The organism is Saccharothrix sp. NRRL B-16314 (genome assembly GCF_000716595.1).
Classification (GTDB): domain Bacteria; phylum Actinomycetota; class Actinomycetes; order Mycobacteriales; family Pseudonocardiaceae; genus Actinosynnema.
Genome location: NZ_JNXC01000059.1, coordinates 1 through 24,132 on the forward strand (window position 1 = coordinate 1; position 24,132 = coordinate 24,132).

Sequence of the window (24,132 nt, forward strand, 5' to 3'; positions counted from 1 at the left end):
CGAGGTGCTGGACCTGGGGCGGACGAAGCGGACGGTGAGCGTGGCGCAGCGCAAGGCGCTGCACACCCGCGACCGGGGCTGCGCGTTCCCCGGCTGCGGCCGACCACCGAAATGGTGCGACGCCCACCACGTGCGCCACTGGTCCGACGGCGGCGACACCGACCTCGCAAACCTCGTGCTGCTCTGCCGCACCCACCACAGCCTCGTCCACCACTCACGCTGGCAGATCAGCCTCACCGGCGGGGTACCGACGTTCATCCCACCGCGCCACGTCGACCCCGCCCAGCTACCGCGCCAGAACCTCCTCCACCGACCACCCACATCCATCGCAGCCTGACACCTCACGCGATCGGTCGGCGGCCGATCACGCGCGCAGCCGATCGAGGATTTCCGCCCCGGAGAGGCCGTGCCACCCCAAGCGCGCAAGCGTGCGGCCTTCGCTGCGGTAGTCCCGACCCGCCAGCACCGAGGCGAACGTGACGACGGCTTCGGCGACCGGCGTCTTCACCCCGACCCGCTGGGCGAGCTCGATCATCGGGACCAAGGTGCACGAGACGTCCTCTTGCAGCATCCGGTGGTCCAGCGATGTGGGCGCGGTGATGTCCGCGTAGGCCTTCACCGTGCGCATCGCCTCCAGCACGGTCCCGGCCGCCGGGCAGCCGTAGTAGAGGTCGAGCAGTTCGTGGAGGGCCGGGACCTTCGCCTCGTAGGCCTCCCCCACGTCCACGAACTCCTGGCCGATGCGCTCCAGGAGCACGACCGTCCGCTCGCTCATGCCGTCGCGGTAGAGCAGCAGCCGCTCACCCCCGTCGATCCGCGCCAGGTTCACCAGGGCGATGGGTGCGTGCGCCACCGCCCCGAAGTCGACGAGCCCGCGCTCGATCAGGTGCTGGGCGGGCTCGATGCCCGGGAACAGCCCGCGCAGCAGATCCTCGTGCCGGCGTGCGGCGGTGAGGGTGAGACCGGCGAACAGGTTCCACCGCTTCCGCCCGTGCACGCGCACGCCGTCTTCGCCGTCCGGGCGGGCCGCGAACAGCGCGTCGGTCTCCACCACGTCGACCCCCGGCGCGCCCGCGTCCGCCAAGGCCCGGGCGAATTCCGCGCTGCCGCACAGCTTCCCGGAGAACAGCACCACGACGTGGCTTTCGGTCAACACGGGCGCCAGCCGGGCCGCCACGGCCGGATACGCGGTGGTGACCGTCGCGACGAACACGAGCCTGCACCCGCGCAGGGCCGAGGCCGGGACGGGGTCCACCTCGACCACGGGGAACTCGCCGTCGAGTTCCCCGCTCACGCGAATGCGCCTCCGGGCGACGATCCCGGCCACCCGGCGCGGGTCACGCGTGCAGATCGTGACCGCGTGCCCGGCGGCGGACAGGTGGGCGGCCAACGCCAAGCCCTCCCCGCCCGCGCCGACCACCGCGACCGGCTCCGGATCGCCGCTCACGCGGTGGCCGGCTTCCGGCGCAACAGATAGCGCCACGGATCGAACCACCCCTTCTCGAACGCCTTGCGCAGCAACGGGGAGCCGGTCCCGTAGCGCAGCATCTCCTGACCCGCCAGGCTTTCCGCCGTGACGACCTCCCAGCCGGTGAACCGCGCGCGCACCTCGTCCTCCCGCGCGCCCTTCAGCACCGGGTGGCGGGCCAGCGCGAGCATCAGCAACAGCGCTCCCGGGTTGGCGCGTCGCGTCACGCCGGGCACGTAGCGGTCGCGCATGCGGGAGGGCAGGCCGTGGAAGCAGCCCGCGTCGACGATCAGGTCAAGCCCCTTGGGCACCGACAAGGCGTCCAGTTCGGTCACGTCGCCCTGCACCAGCCGTGGCGACACGCCCGCGGCGGCGGCCTTCTCCTTCGCGGTCTCGACGGCGTCGCGCACGAGGTCGACGCCCGTGACGTCCCAGCCGTGGCGGGCGAGGTACACCGAATGCCTGCCGTGCCCGCAACCGAGGTCCAACGCGCGCCCCGGTGGCCGGGCGCCGTCGCCCTCCACCAGCGCACGCACGGCGTCGTCGGGGTCGTCGCTGGACTGGGGGTTGAACGGCGACTTGTACAGCAGGTTCACGACCGCGCGGGTCGCCAGTGAGGTCATCGTCCTGGGTTTCCTTCCTCGTCCCGCCCTGCCGCCTCCGGAACGGCCAGCAGGGTCGCCGCGACGGTGCGCAGCTGGATGTTGGTCGTGCCCTCGTAGATGCCGCCGACCTTGGCGTCGCGGTGCAGCCGCGCCACCGGGGAATCGGCGGTGTAACCGAGGCCGCCGAGCACGTCGACGGCGAGGGTCGCGGTCCGCTCGGCCACTTCGGCGCAGAAGAGCTTGGCTCCCGCGCACGCGCGCATCCGGGCGGTCGGGTCGACGCCTCGTTCCACCGCGTCCACCGCCTGCCCGAGCAGCGCGCTCGCCGCGTCGATCTCGACCGCGGCGCGCGCCAGCGGGAAGCGGACGCCTTGGAAGGCCCCGATGGGTCGGCCGAACTGCCTGCGCGTGGCGGCGTGGCGCAGGGCGTGGTCGAGGGCGCCACGGGCCAGGCCGACCTGCTGGGCCGCGATGCCGAGCTTGCCGATGTCCAGCACGGCCATGACCAGCTCCGCGCCGTGTCCCGGGCCGCCGAGCACGTCTTGCTCGGGCACGACCACCCCGTCGAACCAGACGGGGCAGGTGGAGCTGGCCCGGACGCCGAGCGTGTCCACCCGCGGGCCGACCCGCAGGCCGGGCGTGTCGGCGGACACCAGGAACAGCGTCAGCGCGCCGCCGGTGCGCGCGCACACCAGGAACAGGCCCGCCTCGGCCGCGCTGGTGATCCACGCCTTGGCGCCGTCGATGCGGTAGCCGCCCGCCACGGGTTCGGCGCGGGTGGTCATGGCGAAGGCGTCGCTGCCCGCGCCGTCCTCGGACAGGGCGAACGCCGCCACCGTCCCGGCCGCCAGCGGTGGCAGCCACCGGCGCTGCTGGTCCCGGCTGCCGTGGCGCAGCAGCGCGGCGGCCACCAGTGCGTTCTGCACGTCGACCAGGACGGCGACGGACGGGTCGACCACGGCCAGTTCCTCGATCGCGGCGAGGGTGTGCCGCAGGCCGCCGCCGAGTCCGCCGTAGTGCTCGGGCACCTCGATGCCCAACAGGCCTGCGTCGCGCAGCTCGGTGAGCAGTTCCGGGTCGTAGGCCGCTTTCGCGTCCATCCCGGCCGCGCGCGGCGCGACCCGCGTGCGGGCGAACTCGGCCACCCCCTCGGTGAAGGCGGCCAAGGACTCCGCGGTCATCGGTCCGCTCACGCCGCCACCTCCCCGGTCCGGAACTCGACGGGCAGTCGGCGCAGCCCGCGCAGGACCGCCGACGGCACTCGTTCCACCGGGCCGGTCACCGCGACGGTCTCGACCCGCCGGACGAGTTCGGCGAACAGCACGCGCAGTTCCATGCGGGCCAGGGTCGCGCCCAGGCAGAAGTGCACGCCCTGCCCGAAGGTCAGGTGGCGGTTGGGGTTCCGGTCCACCTGGAACCGTTGCGGGGAGGGGAAGACAGCCGGGTCGCGGTTCGCCGCGGCGTTCCACACGACGACCCGCTCCCCCGCCGCGATCGGGACGCCCGCGATGCCGGTGTCCGCGGTGGCGGTCCGCAGCACGTGCATCCCCGGTGTGGTCCAGCGCAGGACCTCCTCCACGGCGTGCGGCAGCAGGTCCGGGTCGGCCCGCAGCGCCTGCCACTGCTCGGGGTGCTCCACCAGGGCCAGCAGTCCACCGGAGGCCGCGTGCCGGGTGGTCTCGTTGCCGCCGATCACCAGGTTGGTGCAGTTCAGCAACACCTCTTCCACTTCCAGCGGCGCACCGTCGACCTGGCCGTGCACCAAGGCGCTGACGAGGTCGTCACCCGGCTCCGAGCGCCGTGCTTCGGCCAGTGCCGTGTAGTACTCGAAGATCTCGCCGTAGGCGTCGGCGCGTTCGGACGGGCTGACGCGGCCGACGTCCAGGCTCGGGTCGCCGCCGCCGAACGCCGTGCTGGTCAGGTGGTACATCCAGTCGTGGTCGGCGGCGGGCAGACCCAGCAGGTCGCAGACGACGGCCACCGGCAGCCGGGCGGCCACCGCGTCCACGAACTCCACCCCGCCGGCGGCGACGGCGCGGCCGAGCAGGTCGCCGACCAGTCCGCGCACCCCCGCTTCCAGCCTGCGCAGCACCCTGGGGGTGAACGCGCCCGCGACGATCGCGCGCAGCGCGCCGTGCCGGGGCGGGTCCGTGACCACCAGCATCCGGCCTGCGGCCGGGTCGGCGTCCACGCCGAGGACCATGCCGCGCTCGGACGTGAACAGGTCGGGGTCGCGGTAGACGGCAAGGGCGTCGGCGTGGCGGGTCACCGACCAGAACGCCGATCCGTCCGCCTGGACCGTGCGGTGCACGGGGTCGCTCTCGCGCAGCGCCGCCCACACCGCGTCCGGGTCGCCGTTGGCGTACAGCTCGGGGTCGGCCAGGTCGACGGTCGGCACCGGTGCCACGGCGCTCACCCCGCCGGCGCCAGGTCGAAGGTCATCATGGCCCGCCAGCCCTGTTCCGACTTCTCCGCCGGAGCCTTGCGGGTGAACGTGTTCCGCACCTTGCACAGCAGGCGGTTCTCCACCTTCTGCAACCGGTCCATGGTGAACACACGCTTGCGCAGCCACGCCACCCGCGCCTCCCGCCGCGCCTCGTACGCGCGCAGCGCCGACACCAGGTCCGGCGTCCGCGCGATCTCCTCGCCGAGCACGGCGGCGTCCTCCAACGCCTGGCACGCGCCTTGGGCGAAGACCGTCGGCATGGCGTGCGCCGCGTCGCCGAGCAGGGTCACCGGGCCGACGCCGCGCTGCCCGGCCTCCGGGCGGACCAGCACCGGGCTCGTCACGATGGCGGACTCGGGGGTGGAGCGCACCAACGCGGTGAAGTGCTCGGGGAAGTCGGCCAGGAACGCCAGCACGGCGTCCTTGACGGGGGTGCCACCGGCGATGCGGGCACGCAGGGCGCTCGTCGTGCCCACTGTCCAGGACACGGCGTCCCCGCCGAGGGGCCAGCAGCCGACACCGCCGCCACGCGGTCCCCAGGCCATGCTGACGGTGTTCGGCTGCACCCCGGGCGCGATGCGGCCGATGCCGCGGATGGGGTGGCTGCTTTCCACCGGGTCACCGTCGCCGAGCAGCACCTGCCGCACCGCCGACCGGGCGCCGTCGGCGCCGATCAGCACGTCGCCGTGCTCGGTGGCCCCGTCGGCCAGGTGCGCGGTCACCCCGCCGCCGAGCGCGGGGGTGTACCCGGTGCAGGCGGCGCCCAGCCGCAGCGGGATGCCCGCGTCGCGGCACGCCTCGGCCAGGATGCCGACGAGGTCGGCGCGGCGGATGTTCACCGAGGCGGTGCCCAGCCCGGCGCCGATCTTCCCGATCGGGGTCTCGCCGATCGGGTGGCCGCGGTGGTCGCTCAGGCACATCCGCTCGATCGGGTCGCCGACGGCGAGGACGGCGTCCCGCAGCCCGATCCGCTCCAGCGCGGTGATGGCGTTCCCCCACAGGTTGAACGCCGTTCCCGCCGAACGGGTCGGCTCGGTGGAGCGCTCGACGACGACCGGCTCGGCGCCCGCGCGACGTGCGGCCAGCGCGGCGGCGAGACCGCCGACGCCGCCGCCGGCGATCAGGACCCGGCCACGGGTGTGCTCGGCCACGCCAGTGCTCCTTCCTCGAAGGTGGTGTCACGGGGCTCGACCAGGAACCCGATGCGGCCCAGGTGGTCGAGGTAGCGGGCGAGGACTTCGGCGTCCACGAGCGGGCACCGCACGTCCTCACCCAGGAACTCCCGGGTCCGCCCGGACTCGAACCGGGGGTCGCGCATCCGATGGCTGGCGTGCTGCGTCCACTCGCTGAGCAGCGCGGTGGCCACCGTCCAGTCGGTGTCGGGTTCGTCCGCGGCCAGCTCCAGCAGCCGCGCGTACCAGCGGGTCATCGGCAGCGTCGTGGTCGGCCTGCCCGCGAGCGCGAACCCGGCGACCAGGTCGTCCAGCGCCAGCGGCCGGGGGTTGACCAGGTGGAACACCCTGCCCGCCGCGTCCGGCCTGCGGGCGATGGCCGCCATCGCCGCGCCGACGTGGTCCACGGGCACCATGTCCAGCACGCCCTCGAAAGCGGGCAGCGCGCCCAGTGCCACCGAGGCGCGCAGCAGTTCGGCCAGCGCGTCGTGACCGGCCCGCCACACCCCGGTCCGGCTGTCGCCGCTGACCCGGCCGAGCCGGTGCACCACCACCGGCAACCCGCGGTCCCGCGCCTGGGTGACCAGGCGTTCGGCGACCCACTTGGTCTCGGTGTAGCCGTTGGGCAGCACCGGGGCCACCGGGTCGAGGTCCACCTCCACGCCGCGGTACTGGCCCTCGGCGGCCGGGCGGGCGGGGAAGACACCGACGCCGGAGACGTGGTGCAGCACCGACGGCGTGCCGGTCATGGCGAGCCGGATGATCTCGGTGGTGCCCTCGACGTTGCTCGCCCGCAGCCGCCGGTAGGGGTAGAGGAAGTTGACGTGCGCGCCGAAGTGGAAGACCTCGTCGGCACGGGCGAGGTCGGCGAACCTGTCCTCCCCGACCCCCAGGGCCGGGCGGGCGAGGTCGCCCGCGACACCGTGCAGGCGGCCCTCGAACCGGTCCTCCCACCAACCCAGCTCGCGCAGGTGCTCTTCCACCCGTGCCCGCGCCGCGACGTCGTCGGTGGCGCGCACCAGGCAGTGCACGTCCGCGCTGGTCGTGCGCAGGACTTCGACCACCAGCCGCGCGCCGGGGAACCCGGTGGCGCCGGTGACCAGGACCGTGCGCGGGTCGTGCGGCCACGCGTGACCGCCCGCGCAGGTCAGCTCGGGCGCGAGGACGGCCTCGCCGGCCAAGTCGGCCGCACCCGGCCGGTCCGGACCGGCGGCGGGGACGCCGCCGCCGTCCACGAGGGCTGCCAGGGCCGCGACGGTGGGCGACTCGAAGAGGGTGCTCAGCGGGATCGACACCCGCCAGCGCGACCTGATCCGGCTGACCACGCGGGTCGCGATCAGCGAGTGCAGGCCGAGGTCGTGCAGGTTGTCCTCGACGCCGACGGCGGTGACCTTCAACAGCTCGGTGAAGAGCTCGACCAGGTGCGCCTCGGTGGCGCTGCGCGGCGCGGTGCGCCCGTCGGCCGTCCCGCCGGGGGCCGGGAGGGCGGCACGGTCGACCTTTCCGTTGTCGCGCAACGGGATGCGCTCCAGCACGGTGACGGTGTCGGGGACCAGGTAGTCGGGGAGCACCGCGGCGCACCGGGCGCGGACCGCCGCCGGCAGCTGCTCGGCGTCCGCGCCCGCGTCGGGCACGACGTACGCGGCCAGCGTGCCGCCGGTCGACGGGTTGCGGACCGTGGCCACGGCGGCCCGGACCCCGGGCACCGCGTGCAGGTGGTGTTCGACCTCCCCGAGCTCGACGCGGTGGCCGCGGACCTTCACCTGGTCGTCGGCGCGGCCCAGGAACTCCAGTTCGCCGTCCTCGGTCCAGCGGGCGAGGTCGCCGCTGCGGTAGGCGCGCAGGTGGGCCAGCTCGGGCAGCGGGACTCGGCCGAACCGGTCCGCGGTGCGCGCGTCGCCGTCGGTGTAACCCGCGGCCACGCCCGGACCGCACAACCACATCTCCCCCGGCGCGCCCAACGGCGTCGGCAGGCCGTCGGGATCGGTGAGGACGATGGCGGTGTCGGGCAGCGGCACGCCGATGCGGGAGCGGGCTTCCGGGTCTGCGGCCTCCTCGGCGGTCAGCCGGTGCCCGCACACCCACACCGTGGCCTCGGTCGGCCCGTACGCGTTGACGGTCGTGACGTCGCCGGTGCTCGCGAGCCAGTCCACGAGCGTGGCGGGTTCCACCTTCTCCCCGCCCAGGACCACCACCCGCAGGGCGAGGTCCGGCCCGTCGGTCGGCACTTGGCGCAGCGCCGACGGCGACAGCGTGCACACCGTGACCTGTTCGTCGGCCAACAGCTGCCGCAGGGCGTCGGGATCGCGTGCGGTGTCGGCGGGCACGACCACCAGCCGTCCGCCGGTGACCAGGGCGCCCCACGTCTCCCATGCGGCGCCGTCGAAAGCGGGTGAGAAGAACTGGGACCAGACGTCGTCGTCGCGCAGTCCCAGTCGCTGCCGTGCGCCCGCCACCAGGCGCAGCACGTTGTGGTGGGTGACCACGACGCCCTTGGGCACGCCGGTGGACCCGGACGTGTGCAGGACGTACGCGGGGGCGTCGGGGGCCACCTGCACCGGGACGGCGCGGTCGGGCAGGTCGCCGTCGAGGTCGACGACCGGCAGGTCCAGGTCCTCTCCCGTGCCCTGCTCTGCGACCACCGCTCGGGCTTCACAGGCGACTGCCACGGCGCGGTGCCGGGTGGCGGGGTGGTCCGGGTCCAGCGGCACGTAGGCAGCGCCCGCGCCGAGCACGCCGAGCACCGCGGCGACGTGCCGGACACCGCGACGGGTGCGCACCAGGACGCGGTCGCCGGAGCCGATGCCCTTCGCACGCAGGGCGGCGCAGACGCGGTCCGCGAGCGCCACCAGGTCGGCGTAGGTGAGCGAGCCGTCGGGTCCGGTCACCGCCACGCGGTCGGGTGAGGACTTGGCGTGCCTCCGGACGGCCTCGGGCAACGACGGCGCGTCCGGTTCCACCTCGCCGCGCGGGCCGGCCAGGTCGAGGACGCGGCGCCGCTCCTCCGGTCCGACCACGTCGAGGTGTCCCAGCAGGACGTCGGGGTCGTCGGCGAAGGCCTCCAGGGTGGTGACGAGCCGGTCGAGCATGCGCCGGGCGCCCGCCTCGCCGAACCGGGTCCGGTCGTAGATCACCCGCAGCGGCAGGTCGTCGCCGGGCAGGGCGATCAGGCTCATCGGGTACTGCGGCCGGCCGTCGACCCGGTAGCCCAGCAGCTCCAAGCCCTCGTCGGCGAAGGAGATCTCCGGGATGGGCACGTTCTCGTACGAGACGATGGTCTCGAAGAGCGCGGCGGGCGCGCGGACGGGGCTCCACCGGCGGATGTCGGGCAGCGTCGCCCCGGCGTGCTCGCGCGCGGCGAGGATGCGGGACTGGAGCTCGGTCAGCCACGTCGCCGCGGACGCGTCCGGGTCGACCTGGACGCGCACCGGCAGGGTCACGATCAGCGGCCCCACCACCGCCTCGCAGCCCGCGATCTCGGCGGGCCGGTGCGACATCGTCGCGCCCACGACCACGTCACGCCTGCCGTAGGAACGGGAGAGGACGAGCGTCCACGCGCCCTGCACGAGGGTGTTCAGCGTCAACCGGCGTTCGCGGGCCAGCGTCGCCAGGCGGGCCGCCAGCGGGCCGGACTCGCGCTCGACGTAGCCGTGGCGGACGGAGTCGTCGGCGGGTCCGGGGTCCTCACCGGTGTCCAGGGGTGGCGGTGGGACGTAGCCCGCCAGGTGGTCGGTCCAGAAGTCGCGCAGCCGCTCGGTGTCCTGGTCGCGCCACCAGCGCACGTACCCGCGGGCGGACGGCGCGGGGTCGAGCACGAGGTCTTGGCCGTGGTGCAGTGCCTTGTAGAGCCGGATGAAGTCGCCCATGATCAGGCCGAAGGACCAGCCGTCCATCACCAGGTGGGAGAACCGCCAGGCCATGCGGTACTCCTCGTCCCCGGTGCGGAAGACGGTCAGCCGCAGCAGCGGAGCGGACTCCAGGTCGAAGCCGCGCCGGCGCTCGTCGAGCAGGTGGTCGGCCAGCCCGCGTTCCCGCTCCTCGGCGTCGAGGCCCCGCAGGTCGACCTCGTCCAGCGGCAGCACCGCCCGCCGGTGCACGATCTGCACCGGCCGGCTGATGTCCTCCCAGGAGAACGACGTGCGCAGGCCGGGGTGGCGGGCCACGATCGCCTCCCACGCCCGCCGCACCAGCCCGGTGTCGAGCGGCCCGCGCAGGGCGAAGGTCATCTGCTCCAGGTAGTAGCCCGCGTTCGGCGCTCGCAGGCAGTGCACCAGCAGGCCGTGCTGGACCGGGGTCAGTTCCAGGACGTCCTCGACGTCCGGAGCGCGCAGTGTGGTCATCGGCGCGTCCCTCCTTTCGAACGGGCCTCGTCGGGGGCAACGGTGGCGTGTGCGGAGGCCAGTGCCGCGGCGATCCGCCGCAGCAGCCCCGTGCGGTCGGTGTTCGGGAAGAAGTGCCCGCCGGGCAGCACGTGCACGGCGAAGCCCGCGGACGTGTAGCGCGCCCACGCGGCGGTGTTCTCGACCGGGGCCTCCTCGTCGTCCGCGCCCGCGAAGACGGTGATCGGGCAGTGCAGCGGCGCTCCGGTGCGTGGGCGGTAGGTCTCGGCGACGGCGAGGTCCGCGCGCAGGGTGGGCATCAGCAGCTCCATCAGCTCGTCGTTGTCGAGCACCTCGCCGGGCGTGCCGCCGAGCCAGGCGAGGTGGGCGCGCAGTTCCCCGTCGCTCATGCCGCCGGTGCGGCTGCGGGCGGGCAGGTGCGGAGCACCGGCTCCGGCGGGCATGAAGCACAGCGGCGGCAGGCCCTCGCCCTGCATGTCCAGCGACAACTCGTAGCCGACGAGGGCGCCCAGGCTGTGCCCGAACACCGCGTAGGGTCCGTACGACGCGGCCTCGCGGAACGCGGCGCGCACGGCGTCGAGCAGACCGTCGCGGTCCGACCGGGGGTGCTCGACGAACCGGCTTCCCCGGCCGGGCAGCTCGATCGGGACGACCTCGACCCAGCCGGGCACCGGCCAGTCCAGGTAGGCGCGGGCCGTCGCGCCCGCCGGCGGCAGGCAGAGCAGGCGCGTGCGCGGCGGGGTCACCGCACACCGTCCGACAGACCCGCGAGGACGGTGGCCAGTTCGCCGTCGCTCAGACCCGCCAACGGGAAGTCGGCCGCGTCGGCCACGCCCGTGCCGTCCTCCGCGCAGTGGTCGGCGATGGCGCGCAGGGCGTGCGCGGTGGCCTCGGCGAGCGTGGTCGCGTCACGCCCGCCCAGCGGGCCGTTCCACGCCAGGGACAGCGCGCCGTCCACGACCGCGGCCGTCAGGACCGGTCCCGCGGCTTCCTCCGGCAGGGGCGCGACGCCGGCGAAGTGGAAGCCGACCGCCGCGTGGTCGGTGTCCTGGCCGAGCCCGCGCAGGGCGGACTTGGCGTGCAGGAGCAGGTCCGGCCCCGGCACGCCCCCGGCCGGTGCGACGAGCGAGCCGGTCAGCGTGAACTGTCCGACGTGGCCGGTGGCGTCGACGTCGGGCAGGGCGCCGCGGCCGTCGACCCGCACCTGGCAGGCCGTCGGCTCGGGCAGCACGAGGACCAGGGCGGCGAAGCACGCTTCGGCGAGGGTCATCCGGTAGGCGTCGGCGCACACCCCCGCCAGGCGCTCCGTCTCGGTCTCGTCCAGTCGCGCCGCGCCGAGCTCTCCGGGTTCGGCCGGTGGTGGCGGTGGCGCGGAGGACGGGTCGTCGACCGCGCGCAGCCACTCGACGGCGGCATCGCCGGGTGCGGGAGGTGGCCCACCGGCGAGCAACGAGGCCGTCCGCTCGGCGAGCAGCGGCAGCGAGGCCGTGTCGGCGGCGAAGTCGTGCACGAGCCAGTACACGGCCTGTTCCGCCCCGAGGTCGAAGATCGCGGCCCGGGCGACCGTGCCCGCCGGGTCCAGTTCCTCGGCCATCTCGGCGAGCATCGCGGTCAGCACCCGGTCCCGGCGGTCCTCGGGCAACGCGGACAGGTCGACCACCGGCACGTACGCGGGCTCGGGATCGGTGACCACCTGGACGTCCTCCTCGCGCCGCAACCGCAGCGCGGGGGTGGCGGCGAGCAGGGCGGTGGCGGCGGCGGTGACCTCCTCGGCCGTCACCGACCGGTCCACGGGGACGCGCACCCGGGCCGCCCGGTCGGCGGTCCGCTGGTGCGGCGTCAGCGGGATCGGGACGCCCGTGGCGGGTCCGCCGGTGGGTCGCGGGCCCGCCAGCGCCGCCGCCGCCCGCAGCGTGGGCTGTTCGAACAGGTCCTGCAGGCCGATCGCCAGGCCCTCGGCGCGTGCCCGCGTTGCGATCTGCACGGCCCGCACGGAATCACCGCCGACCTCAAGGAAGCCGCGGCCGACGTCGACGGACTCCAGGCCCAGCGTCTCCCGCACGATCCGGCCGAGCAGGTCGGCGGCGGCGGATACGGCCTGGTCGTCCTCCTGGGCCACGCTCGTCGCCACGGCCGCCGGGTCCGGCAGGGCCGACCGGTCGACCTTGCCGTTGGCGGTCAGGGGCAGCCGGTCGAGCACGACCAGCGTCGGCGGCACCAGGTAGGCGGGCAGCTCGGCGCGCAGGTGCGCGGTCACCGCCTCGACCAGCCGGTCGCCGTCGGGTGCGTCGGCGGCCGGGACCACGTAACCGATGAGCCTGCGGTGGTGGCGATCACCGGGCGCGGCGGCCACCGCCGCGACCACGGCGGGATGGCGGACCATGGCGGCCTCGATCTCGCCCAGCTCGATCCGGTACCCGCCGACCTTGACCTGGTTGTCCTCCCGGCCCAGGAACTCGATGAAGCCCTCCGGCCGCCACCGCCCCAGATCACCGGTCCGGTACAACCGTTGTCCTGACCGGGGATGACGGACGAACCGCTCCGCCGTCTTCTCCGGGTCACCCAGATAGCCCTCGGCCAGGCCGACTCCACCGATGTACAGCTCACCCGTCACGTGCACGGCGCACTCGTCCAGCGACTCGTCCAGCACGTGGAAGGTCTGGTTGCGCATCGGCGTCCCGTACGGGATCGAGTCCCAGCCGTCCTCGACCTCGCCGACGTCGTAGGCGATCGACCAGATCGCCGCCTCCGTCGCACCACCGAGCGACATGACCCGCATGTCGGGGGCGATCGCGCGCAGTTTTTCGGGCAGTTCCAGGGGAATCCAGTCACCGGACAGCATCGCCAGGCGCACCGGGAGCGCAGCGGCGCCCGGCACGCCGAGCACGTGGTCGGCGAACATGGTGGCCAGCGCCGGTACCGAGTTCCAGATGGTGACCTCGTTGTCGCGCACCAGTTCCAGCCACCGGCCAGGGTCGCGCCGGTCACCGTCGCCCGGCAGCACGAGCGTCGCGCCCGCACCCAAAGCGCCGAACACGTCCCACACCGACAAGTCGAAGCTCAACGCCGACAACCCCAACACCACATCACCCGGACCCACACCGAACCGCTCGCACAGTCACCACGACCCGGCAGCCCGCGCGGTCGAGCAGGTGCTGCCGCCGTGACTGCGGGGCCTCGGGGTCCAGGGGCAGGTAGGGCGCTCCGGCCGCGAGCACGCCGAGCGCCGCCGCCACCTGGGCCGCGCTCTTGGGGCACGCCACCGCGACGTACTGGCCCAGACCCGCGCCGAGCGCGCGCAACCGGTGGGCAAGGTCGGCTGCGTGCGCACCGAGGTCGCCGAAGGCCAGGCCGTGCGGTGCGTCGGCGGCCACGACCGCCCGGTCGTCCGGGTGCTCGCGGACGCGCTGCCACACCCGGTCCGCCAGCAGCCCACCGGGCACGTCGGCGGCGGTGTCGTTCGCCGCGTCGACGAGCGCGCGGTCGCGGTCCGGCAGCGGCAGGACGGGTCGCTCGTCCCAGCTCTCACCTTCCGCCAAGCGCTCCAGCAGTGCCACGAAGCCGTCCAGCATCGCGTCGAGCAGCCCGTCGGGGAACAGCGCGTCGACGCCCAACCAGCTCAGGTACACGCCGCCCGCGACCTGGATGGCCGCGCCGTCGAGCCACACCTGGGGCGTCTGGGCGGCTTCGTGGACGATCTCGCCCAGCCAGCCGAGGAGCGCCTCGCCGGGGCCTTCGGCCTGCTGCACCAGCGTGGAGGTGAACACCACGGGCATGCCGCCCTGCACCCCCCGGCGGGCCAGTTCGCGCAGCACGTCCATGCCGTCGACGTGGCGGTGCTCCAGGTCCGTCCAGCTCTGGTCGCGCAGCGCGGTGGCCACCTCGGCGAGCGTTCCGCCCGCGAGGTCCACCGGCAGCAGGTCGAACGAGGCGAACTCGCCCACCAGGTCCTCGACGTCCGGGTGCACGGGGTGGCGGTTGGTGACGGTGACGTTGACGGTGAAGCGGCGTTCGCGGGTCCAACGCCCCAGGGCCGCGCCGTAGGCGGCGAGCAGGACCGCGGACGGCGTGAGACCGCGACGCGCGCCCTCGTCCACCAGCCGGAGCCAGGTCGCCTGCGGCAGGAGCCTGCTGTGGGTGCCGAACCGGGGCGAGGTGATGTCGGCGGGCCGCGCGGCCAACGGCAGGCCGGGAGGAGCGGGCAGTCCGCCGACCCGTTCACGCCAGTACTCCAGGGACGCGGCGTGCTCCGGTGTGTCGCGCACCCCTTCGGCCGCCAGGACGTAGTCCCGGTAGGTGATGCCCAGCGGACCGAGCACGTCGGGTCCGTTCGCGTACGCCCGGCCCCAGTCGCGCAGCAGCAGCCTGATGGAGCCGATGTCGGCGATGAGCAGGTCGAAGGAGAGGAAGACGCGGGCTTCGCCCTCGGGCAGCAGCGCCACCACGATCTCGTAGAGCGGCCAGGTGTGGATGTCGCGCATCTCGTGGGAGAGCCGGTCACGCAGTCCGGCCAGTCCGCCGTCCCGGTCGGCGTCGTGAGCGCGCAGGTCGACGACCCGGATCTCGTACGGGCCCGCGTCGGGGCTGATCCGCTGCATGCCGTCCGGTGTGATGACCGCGTCGAGCATGGCGTGCCTGCGCTCCACCGCACGCCACGCGGCGTGCAGGCGGGGCAGGTCGAGGTCTTGGGCGGCCACCTCGAAGTAGACGTGCGCGGCCACGTTGCCGAGCGCGAAGCTGCCCTGCCGGCCGATCCACTGCGCCTGCTGGATGCCGGTGAGGGGGAACGGTTCCGCGGCGTCCTCCGGTCGCGCCACTCCCGTGATCACGGTGTCGGGCCGCTGCTCGCGCGTGTCGGCGGCACCCGGGTCGGCGGCACCCAGGTCGGCGACGAGCACCGCCACCTCCGCGACCGTGCCCGCGTGGACGAGTTTGCGCAGCGGGATCGCCACCCCGAGGTCCGCCTGCACCCGCTCGACCACCTTGATGGCCAGCAGGGAGTGGCCGCCCAGCTCCAGGAACGGGTCGTCGGCGCCGACCCGGCGCACGCCGAGCAGGTCCGACCAGATCGCCGCGACAGCGCGTTCCAGCTTCCCCTCGGGCTCGCGGTAGGCCACGTCGAGCTCGGGACGGTCACCGGAAGAGTCCCCGGTCCCGGCGGCCTCGATCACGGGCTCAGGAGCCTTCGGCACCGGTCCGCTCGCCGGGTCCGCGTCGACCCAGTGCCGGTCCCGGCGGAGCCGGTGGCCGGGCAGCGCGACCCGGCGCCGGCGCGCACCGCCGTCGACCGCCGCCCAGTCGACCTCGGCCCCGGACAGCCAGAGCCTGCCCGCCGCCGTGGCCGCCGCGTGCACGTCGTCACCGTCCTCCCCCGCCGCGGGCAGCATCGGCACCATGGCCGCGCCGCGGGTGGCCGGGTGGGTGCGCACGAGGGAGATCAGCGCGTGCCCCGGACCGACCTCGACCCACGCGGCGCCGGCGTGGCGCTCGGCGACGGCCGCGACGCCGTCGGCGAAGCGCACCGGTTCCAGCAGTTGACGTGCCCAGTAGCCGGGGTCGGTCGCCTGCCCGCCGGTCAGCCACGTGCCGGTCGCGTTCGACAGCACCGGCACCGACGGCGGGGTGAGCGTCACGCCGTCGAACACCCGGGCCAGGCCCTCGGCGGCCTCGCGCATCAGCGGGGAGTGGAAGGCATGTGACGTGTGGAGGTCCCTTGTGGACACTCCGTCGTGTCGCAGCTCTTCGGTGAACGCGGCCACGGCGTCGGCCGGACCGGAGACCACGCTCATCTCGGGTCCGTTGGCCGCGGCGGGCACCAGGTCGTCGGGCAGCCTGTCCCGCAGGGCTTCCACGGACAGCCCGACGGCCGCCATCGCCCCGGACGGGCAGTCCTGCATGAGCCTGCCGCGCGCGGCGACCACCCGTGCGGCGTCCGGCAGCGACAGCACGCCCGCCAGGTGCGCGGCGACGAGTTCGCCCACGCTGTGGCCCAGCAGGGCGGACGGCTCCAGGCCCCACGACCGCAGCAACGCGGCCACGGCGACCTCGACGGCGAACAGGGCCGGCTGGGCGTGGCAGGTCTGCCGCAGCACGTCGGCATCCGCGCCGGCGGCGATCAGCTCCCGCAGGTCGGCGCCGCCCAACTCCTCGCGCACCACGTCGGCGCACGTGTCGACCACCTCGCGGAAGACCGGCTCCTCGCGGTAGAGCCCGGCGCCCATGCCGGGGTACTGGCTGCCCTGTCCGGGGAGCAGCCAGCACAGCGGTGGCGCCTCGGCCGGGGCACGGCGGGTGAAGACCCGGCGCGGGTCGCGTCCACCCAGGACGTCCGCCGCCCCGTTCCGGCCGTCCACCACGGCGATCCGGCGGTGGCGGAAGGCGGTGCGGCCGGTGTGCAGCGTCCGCGCCACGTCACCCAGGTCCGGGTCGGCGGTGAGGGCGGCGGCCAGGTCGTCGGTGGCACCGTCCAGCGATGCGGCGTCACGCGCGGACAGCGCCAGCACGTGGACCGGGCGGGTCGGACCGGCGGGCGGTGGCTCCGGGGCCTGCTGGAGCACCGCGTGGACGTTCGTGCCGCCGAACCCGAACGAGCTGACCCCGATGCGGCGCGGGCCGTCACCCGGCCACGGGGTCGCCTCGACGGGCACCGCGAACACGTCGCCGAAGTCGATCTCCGGGTTCGGCTCGCTGAAGTTCAAGCTCGGCGCGACCTCACCCGCGCGCAGTTGCAGCACCGCCTTGGCGAACGCGGCGATGCCCGCTGCCGAGTCCAGGTGGCCGATGTTCGACTTGACGGAGCCCAGCAGGCACGGCGCGGATCGGCGCGCGCCGTCGCCGAAGACCCGGCGCAGGGCGGCCACCTCGATCGGGTCGCCCAGCAGGGTCCCGGTGCCGTGTGCCTCGATGACGTCGATCTCGTCCGGCGTCACGCCCGCCACTGCGAACGCGGAGGCCACCGTCCGGGCCTGGCCCAGCACGCCGGGCGCGGTGTAGCCGGCCTTGGCGGACCCGTCGTTGGCCATCGCGCTGCCGATCAGGACCGCGTCGACCCGGTCGCCGTCGGCCACGGCGTCGACCAACCGCTTGAGCACGACGACGCCCGCGCCGCTGCCGATGGTGGTGCCCGTGGCACGCGCGTCGAAGGGCCGGCAGTGCCCGTCGGCGGAGAAGATCGATCCCTCCTGGTAGAGGTAACCGCCGCCGTGCGGCACGCGCACGGTGACGCCGCCCGCGAGCGCGACGTCGCACTCGTGGCTCAGCAGCGCTTGGGCGGCCAGGTGCACCGCCACCAGCGACGACGAGCACGCCGTCTGCACCGACAGGGCCGGCCCGTCCAGGCCGAGGGTGTAGGCCACCCGCGTGGCCAGGTAGTCCTTGTCGTTGCCGAGCAGGTAGCGGAAGCTGTCCGGTGACGCGTCGTAGACCCTGCCGCGCAACAGGTTCCCGATCAGGTAGCCCGACAGCGACGCGGCGGCGTACACGCCGATGGAGGCGTCGCCCACACCCGGAACGCAGCCCGCGTCCTCCAGAGCGCGCCACGTGCACTCCAGGAACAGCCGGTGCTGCGGGTCGAGGATGGCCGCGTCACCGGGACTCATCCCGAAGAAGGAGGCGTCGAAGCGGTCGACGTCCGCCAGCTCGACCACCCGCCGCACGAACCTCGGGTCGGTGAGCCAGGCCGGATCGGCGCCCCGCGACAGCAGGGTGTCGTCGTCCAACTCGGTCACCGACTCCACGCCCGCGCGCAGGTTGGCCCAGAATCTCGCCGCGTCGACGGCGCCGGGAACCCGGGTGGCCAGGCCGATGACGGCCACGGCCGACTCGGGACGGTAGGTCTCGCTCATGACCGGGTCGCTCCTTCCCCCGCCGACGCGGGTTCCTGGCGGGTCCGCACCCTGGCGGCCCGTTGCAGCCGGGCCTTCCCGGTCGCCCGCGCCAGTTCGGCGTCGGGGACCGCGGACCCCGGCGGGGCCGTGCCGTGGGACAGATGCGCGGCGAGCGCGCGTACGGTGCCGTGCTCGAACATGGCGACGAGCGGGAAGTCGACCCCCAGCTCGCCTTTGAGCGCGCGGTAGACGCGCACGAGCACCGCCGAGTCGGCGCCGACGTCGAGGAAGCGGGCCGTGGCGGGCACGTCCCGGCCCAGCTCGGCGCGCAGCGCGGCGGCCACCGTCTCTTCCAGCGGCCCCGACGGCGGCGCCTGCCGGGCCACCGGAGCGGCGATCAGGGACGCGATCGCGCCCCGGTCGACCTTGCCGGTCGGGGTGAGCGGCAAGGAGCGCAGGACGCCCAGCGAGCCGGGGACCAGGTGCGCGGGCAAGGTCCGGACGAGTGCTTCGCGGACCCGCTCGGCGAACCGGGCGTCGGTCTCGGCGGGACGCGGCGCGGGGAGGTCGGGCGGCACGCCTTCGGGCAGGAGGGCGCCGCCGACGAGCGTGTGCAGGATCTCGTGGTCCTCCCCCAGGCGCAGAACGGTGTGCAGGGCGCGTCCGGGGTCGCGCAGACCGGACTGGCAGAGCCCGATGCCGTGGCGGGGCGCGGTGTCCTCCAGCACCTGCGTCATGAGACCTGCCTCCAGCAGGCAGAAGTCACGGGCGCGCGTGCCGTACAGCGGGCTGATCGCCGCGTAGTCGGCCACCAGGAAGACGGTGAACGCCGCCGTGGCGGTGGTGTGGTCGGGGACGCCGAAGCCGATGCCACCGGGCAAGTCCGCTCCCGCGGCCGACGGCACCAAGCTGTGCGTGTCGGGATCGTGGTAGTAGTGCCCGCCGGCCAGTCCGGTGACGGCGCCGTCGCGCACCCACAGGTAGGTCTGGACGGCATAGGCGCTGCCCGCCGAGGCGTAGGCGAACTTGGGCAGGGCCTCACCGCCGTGGGCGCGCAACGGCTCCAGCGCGGCGGCGAGGTCCGCGAACGGCAGCGCGCGGTCGGCGTAGACGCGCCTGCTGCTGCGGAGAGGCGGTGGTGCGGAGGTGGGCAGCCGAACGGCGGTCTGGCCGACATCGGTGCGCCGCCCGTGCCGGGCGAGCAGGAACTCGGTGCGTTCGAGGCCGCTCAACAGGTCGTCCTCGGCTTCCACCGGCAGGGCGGGGAACTTGCCCTCGTCACGGACGACGGCGGCGATCAGGCGCTTGTTGTGCCGGTCCCCCGCCGTGGCGGCAACAGCGCGGGCCACGCCGGGGCAGGCCGCGAGCGCCGCCTCGACCTCGCCCAGCTCGATCCGGAAACCGCCGACCTTGACCTGGTTGTCCTCCCGGCCCAGGAACTCGATGAAGCCCTCCGGCCGCCACCGACCCAGATCACCCGTCCGGTACAACCGCTCACCCGATGAGGGATGACGGACGAACCGCTCCGCCGTCTTCTCCGGATCACCCAGATAGCCCTCGGCCAGGCCGACTCCACCGATGTACAGCTCACCCGTCACGTGCACCGGGCATTCCCGCATCCGGTCATCGAGCACGTGGAAGGTCTGGTTGCGCATCGGCGTCCCGTACGGGATCGAATCCCACCCGTCCTCGACCTCGCCGACCTCGTAGGCGATCGACCAGATCGCCGCCTCCGTCGCACCGCCCAACGACACGACGCGCGCGTCCGGCGCGCAGGCCCGGATGCGGTCGGGCAGGTCCAGCGGGATCCAGTCGCCGGACAGCATCACCAGTCGGAGGGGAACGGTCGCGGCGCCGTTCGCGTAGTCGGTGAACATGCCCGCCAGCGCGGGAACGGAGTTCCAGATCGTCACCCGGTGCTCGCGCACCAGGTCGAGCCACCGACGTGGATCGCGGTGGTCGTCCGCTCGGGGGAGCACCAGCGTCGCTCCGGCACCCAAAGCGCCGAACACGTCCCACACCGACAAGTCGAAGCTCAACGCCGACAACCCCAACACCACATCACCCGGACCCACACCGAACCGCTCGCACACGTACGCCGGATCAGCCGGACGGGGAGGTCGTCGCCCAGCCCCACGACGAGCGAGCAGTGGGCCTTGCGCAGCAACAAGTCCCGACGCGCCGCCGGCAGACCGGGGTCCAAGGGGAGGTACGCCGCTCCGGTCAGGGTCACCGCGACGGCGGCGACGACCTGGGCGGCGCTCTTGGGCAGGCGCACGGACACGATCTCGCCCGGACCGGCGCCACGGGCGCGCAACTGCGCGGCCAGCGCACGCACGTGGGCGCGCAGCCGGCGGAAATCGAGAGTGGTGTCGTCGGCGACGATGGCGATGCCGTCGGGGTCGAGCTCGGCGCGTTCCACGAGCCGGTCGGCCAGCAGTTCGGCGGGGACGGACCCCGTGGTGGCGTTGGCCCGGTCGGCCAAGCGGACCTGATCGGCGGGACGGAGGTCGGGCAGCGGCTCCGACCACGCGCCGCCGTCCGGCGCGGCCAGGGCCCGCAGCAGCCCGGAGTGGGCGTCGAACATGGCGTCGAGCACGCCGGGGCGGAACAGCTCCTCGACGCAGTCCCAGTTGAACTCCAGCCCGTCCACGTCCTCGAACACCTGGTGGTCGAGCAGCACCTGCGGTGTCTGCGAGAGCCCGTGCACCTGCTCGCCCAGCCAGCGCAGCGGCATCCGCTCCCGGCTGCCGCCCGCCTGGCCGGACGCGCTGGCGAAGACCACCGGGGCGAACACCTCACCGAGGTCACCGTGCAACCGGGCCAGGTCGCGGAGCACCGCGACACCGCTGTGGGCACTGTGGTCGAGATCGGCCAGCAGCGTGCGCTGCACCCGTTCGGCCAGCGCCGTGACGCTGTCGTCGGGCCGCACGTCCACCTCCAGCAACGTCACCGAGGTGAAGTCGCCGACGAGCCGGTCCACGTCCGGGTGCAGCGGCCGGCGGTCGAAGGTCGGCAGGCTGAGGGTGAAGCGCCGCCTGCCTCCCCAAGCCGCGAGCGTGGCCGCGTGACAGGCGATGAGCACCGCGGCCGGTGTCAGTCCGGCGGCTCGGGCGCGGTCCACGACGTGGGACCACGCGGCGGCGTCGAGGCGGGCGCTGCGCCGGGTGAACCGGGGCGGCCCGTCGAGCGCCGAGGGCGTGGCCACGAGCGGGAGCGCCGGACCTGGCGGGAGATCCGCCAACCGGTCCCGCCAGTATCTCCGGGCGCGGTCCTCTTCGGCGGGATCACCACCGCGGGCGAGCACGTAGTCCCGGAACGACAGCCCCGGCGGGGGCGGCAGCGGTTCGCCCGCGTACGCCGCCTCCCACTCGCGGGACACCACGTGCAGGCTCCAGAGGTCCATCACCAGCAGGTCGAGGGCGACGCAGACCCGGTCGACCCCGCCGGGCAGGCGCAGCACGCGGACGTCGAACGGCGGCCAGGCGTCGTCGCGGAACGTGCGCCGGGACAACTCCTCGCGGAGGTCGGCGGCGGCGTGCGGCGGTGCGTCGCGCAGGTCGACGACAGCGATCTCCGCGGGCGGCGCGTCGGGCAGGACGTGCTGGGTGCCGTCGGACCGGATCACCGACCGGAGCGCACCGTGCCGCTCCACCACCGTCCGCCACGCCACGGCGAGCCGGTCGACGTCGAGTCCTTCGGCGTCGAACTCGCCGTAGAACTGCGTGCCGACACCGCCGAGGGCGTAACCGCCGGAGCGGCCGACGAAGTAGGCGTGCTGGAGGTCGGTGAGCGGGAACGGGTCGTGCTGCGCACCCCGGTCCGCGACCAGCGTCGCGGCGAGGTCCGCACCGGGGGCGGCAGCGGCTCGCGCGCGCAGGCCCGCCACGGTCTCCCCCGCCAGCTCGGGCATCGTGATCCGGAGCCCGAGGTCACGGGCCAGGGCCGCGCGCAGCGTGATCAGCCGCATCGAGTCCAAGCCGGTGCGGACCAGCTCGACGTCGTCGGCCCCCGGCGGCAGCGGCTCGCCGAGGATCCCGGCGACGAGGTCGCCGACCGGGTCGGCCGCGCCGGTCCCCGACGGCCTGTCCGCGCCGGTCCCCTCGGTGAAGGCGTCCGCCAGGAAGGCTGCGCGGCACGCGGCGCGGCGGACTTTGCCGTTGTGCGTCAGCGGGATGTCCTCGTCGGGCACGGCGATCACCGCGTCGGGTTCCACCTCGTGGTCGGCGACCACCGCCCGGCGCGCCGCCGCGGCCACCGCGTCCCGATCGTCGCCGGGACCGGTGCCGACGAGCAGCACCAGGTGGTCGCGGTCCTGCCGGGCGACCGCGAACGCGGCGGCCCGATGACCCGGGTGAACCGCGTGGACGGAGGCTTCGAGGTCGTGCGGCAGGAGGTTGCGCCCCCGCACGACCAGCACGTCGTTGACCCGGCCGCAGACGACCAGCTCACCGTCGAGGTCGAAGCCGAGGTCGCCGGTGCGCAGGTACGGCCCGGACCCGTCGCCGAGGCGTGCGCCGAACACGTCACCGGTCTCCTGCGGCTTGCGCCAGAAACCGGGTGCGACGCTGTCGCCCGCCAGCCAGATCTCGCCGACCGCGCCGGGCGGCACCGGGGTCGCGGTGTCCGGGTCCACCAGCAGCAGCTCGGTGCCGCGGCCAGGTCGTCCGCAGGCCACCAGGTCGATGCCCCGGGCCGGGTCGTCCGGGCCGATCACCCGGACCCGCCGCCGCTCCAGCTCGGCGGCGTCCACCCGCACGGCACGCGGTCCGTCCGCGCGGAGGCCGCCGGTGCCCATCATCACGTCCGTGGTGCCGTAGGCGGTGAAGAAGGCGGCGCGGTCGAAGCCCACCGGTGCGAACGCGGCCGTGAACGAGTCCAACAGCGCCGGATCGATCCGCTCGGACCCGATGATGGCCACCGACCAACCGGACAGGTCCAGGCCGGCGGTGTCGGCGGGCGGCGCTTCCAGGCAGCGCCGGTAGCCGATCGGCGGCGCGCCCGACAGCACCGGGGGCCGGGCGTCCGACAGCGCGGTCAGCCACGCCCCCGGCTCCGCTAGCACGTCCTCGGGGGCCAGCAGCGTCAGGTCGCCGCCCCGGTGGACGGCCAGCAGGACGAAGTTCAGCCCCAGCACGTGGTGCATCGGGGCCCAGCTGACCACCGAACCCCCTCGGGGCAGGCCACTGCGCTCGGCGAGCACGTCGAGCCACGTCCCCAAGAGCCGGCGCGGAACCACCGTGCCCTTGGGCGTCCCCGTGGAACCGGACGAGTACAGCAGCAGCGCGGGCGCGTCGTCGTCCACCGGGCGCGGCCGGTCGATCTCCGGTCCCGCGCCGGCTTCCTCGATCACGACCCACTCCACCGGGCGGGCGTTGCGCGCTTCCCATTTCGGCTTGGCCCGCGCGACGGTCGCGGCGTCGGCCAGCACGACGTCGACATCGGCGTCGAGGGCGATGTCGACGAACCCGTCCCGGTGGGCGGCGGGCGCTTGGGCCGGCACCGCGCAGGCACCGGCGTAGAGCACGCCGGCGAGCGAGACGCAGAAGAGCGCACCGCCGGTGGGCAGCAGCAGGACCCGCGAACCCGGCCGCAACCGGCACGCGACCGCTCGGGCGGCCCGGTCCCACTCGACCCCGGAGAGGGTGCTCGCCGGACGCCCGTCCGGGCCGGCTTCGATGACAGCGGGGCGATCCCCGTAGGCGGCGCAATGGGCGCGGAGCAGGTCGACCACACCCGTTGAGGTCTCGATCATCGCTCGCACTCCCGTCCGGCGGTGCCTGCGTCGTCGGCACAGACGTTTCCACCGCGGCGTCGAAGCGCGAGAGCGCCAACGGGCCGACCCCCCAGGCCCCCTCCGGGGAGGTGCCCGACCGGGTACCTCCCTTGAACGCACGAACGCCGCCCGGAGGCGGACCCCGGGCGGCGTTTCGGCGGAGACTTCGGTGCGGAGACTTCGGGTTCAGGCTCAGATCAGGCTGAGGCGAACCGCCTCAGCCGCGGCCAATGTCCGGTTCGGACAGTTGAGCTTGGCCAGCACGTTGCCCACGTGCCGTTTCACCCCGTTGATCCCGATACCCAGACGATTCGCGATCTGCTTGTTGCTGCAGCCCTCCGACAACAACCGCAAAGTCTGGACTTCCCGCGGTGTGAGCAGATTCCCGATCAACGCACCGGTCTTCGTCGGACGGCGCACCTCCGCGAGCAGGCCGGCGGTCATCGCCGCCGGCACGTGCAACCGCCCCGCCATCACGTCCCGCATCGCCGTGCGCAAT

The 24,132-nt window shown here is 74.4% G+C and carries 13 protein-coding genes; 1 reads left to right on the plus strand and 12 read right to left on the minus strand.

Annotated features, from left to right (window positions below):
* On the plus strand, positions 1–337 hold a 337-nt coding region (locus tag OQ02_RS38585), incomplete at its 5' end, for an HNH endonuclease signature motif containing protein (protein WP_033443644.1).
* A 27-nt stretch (positions 338–364) separates the two neighbouring features.
* Here OQ02_RS38585 and OQ02_RS38590 read toward each other — a convergent pair.
* From OQ02_RS38590 to OQ02_RS41780, 12 genes are all read right to left on the minus strand, one after another.
* The gene (locus OQ02_RS38590) at positions 365–1,483 is read right to left on the minus strand and encodes an NAD/NADP octopine/nopaline dehydrogenase family protein (RefSeq protein WP_231500436.1); all 1,119 of its coding nucleotides are present in this window, start codon (positions 1,481–1,483) and stop codon (positions 365–367) included.
* Positions 1,444–2,091 carry a class I SAM-dependent methyltransferase gene (locus tag OQ02_RS38595; RefSeq protein WP_033443646.1) on the minus strand — a complete coding sequence of 216 codons (648 nt, stop codon included), beginning with the start codon at positions 2,089–2,091 and terminating at the stop codon, positions 1,444–1,446. Before OQ02_RS38595 ends, OQ02_RS38590 begins: the two co-directional genes overlap by 40 nt.
* On the minus strand, positions 2,088–3,266 hold the full coding sequence (locus OQ02_RS38600) for an acyl-CoA dehydrogenase family protein (RefSeq protein WP_231500437.1): 1,179 nt from the start codon (positions 3,264–3,266) through the stop codon (positions 2,088–2,090). Before OQ02_RS38600 ends, OQ02_RS38595 begins: the two co-directional genes overlap by 4 nt.
* Positions 3,263–4,480 carry a cytochrome P450 gene (locus OQ02_RS38605; protein ID WP_197043705.1) on the minus strand — a complete coding sequence of 406 codons (1,218 nt, stop codon included), beginning with the start codon at positions 4,478–4,480 and terminating at the stop codon, positions 3,263–3,265. The genes OQ02_RS38600 and OQ02_RS38605 overlap by 4 nt, the downstream gene beginning before the upstream one ends.
* A 5-nt stretch (positions 4,481–4,485) precedes the next feature.
* The gene (locus OQ02_RS38610) at positions 4,486–5,670 is read right to left on the minus strand and encodes an FAD-dependent monooxygenase (RefSeq protein WP_033443647.1); all 1,185 of its coding nucleotides are present in this window, start codon (positions 5,668–5,670) and stop codon (positions 4,486–4,488) included.
* Positions 5,640–10,031 carry a non-ribosomal peptide synthetase gene (locus tag OQ02_RS38615; RefSeq protein ID WP_063747236.1) on the minus strand — a complete coding sequence of 1,464 codons (4,392 nt, stop codon included), beginning with the start codon at positions 10,029–10,031 and terminating at the stop codon, positions 5,640–5,642. The genes OQ02_RS38610 and OQ02_RS38615 overlap by 31 nt, the downstream gene beginning before the upstream one ends.
* Positions 10,028–10,777 carry a thioesterase II family protein gene (locus OQ02_RS38620; protein WP_051773449.1) on the minus strand — a complete coding sequence of 250 codons (750 nt, stop codon included), beginning with the start codon at positions 10,775–10,777 and terminating at the stop codon, positions 10,028–10,030. The genes OQ02_RS38615 and OQ02_RS38620 overlap by 4 nt, the downstream gene beginning before the upstream one ends.
* The gene (locus tag OQ02_RS45315; RefSeq protein ID WP_197043706.1) at positions 10,774–13,113 is read right to left on the minus strand and encodes an AMP-binding protein; all 2,340 of its coding nucleotides are present in this window, start codon (positions 13,111–13,113) and stop codon (positions 10,774–10,776) included. Before OQ02_RS45315 ends, OQ02_RS38620 begins: the two co-directional genes overlap by 4 nt.
* Before the next feature lie 4 nt (positions 13,114–13,117).
* On the minus strand, positions 13,118–17,875 hold the full coding sequence (locus OQ02_RS40610) for a type I polyketide synthase (protein WP_197043707.1): 4,758 nt from the start codon (positions 17,873–17,875) through the stop codon (positions 13,118–13,120).
* Positions 17,872–19,914, minus strand: coding sequence for an AMP-binding protein (locus OQ02_RS38630; RefSeq protein WP_197043708.1), 2,043 nt, complete (start codon positions 19,912–19,914; stop codon positions 17,872–17,874). Before OQ02_RS38630 ends, OQ02_RS40610 begins: the two co-directional genes overlap by 4 nt.
* Entirely contained in the window at positions 19,893–23,612 is a 3,720-nt protein-coding gene (locus OQ02_RS38635) for an AMP-binding protein (RefSeq protein WP_033443649.1), read from the minus strand. Before OQ02_RS38635 ends, OQ02_RS38630 begins: the two co-directional genes overlap by 22 nt.
* Before the next feature lie 213 nt (positions 23,613–23,825).
* The coding region (locus tag OQ02_RS41780) for a response regulator transcription factor (protein ID WP_231500438.1) at positions 23,826–24,132 on the minus strand (307 nt) is incomplete at its 5' end.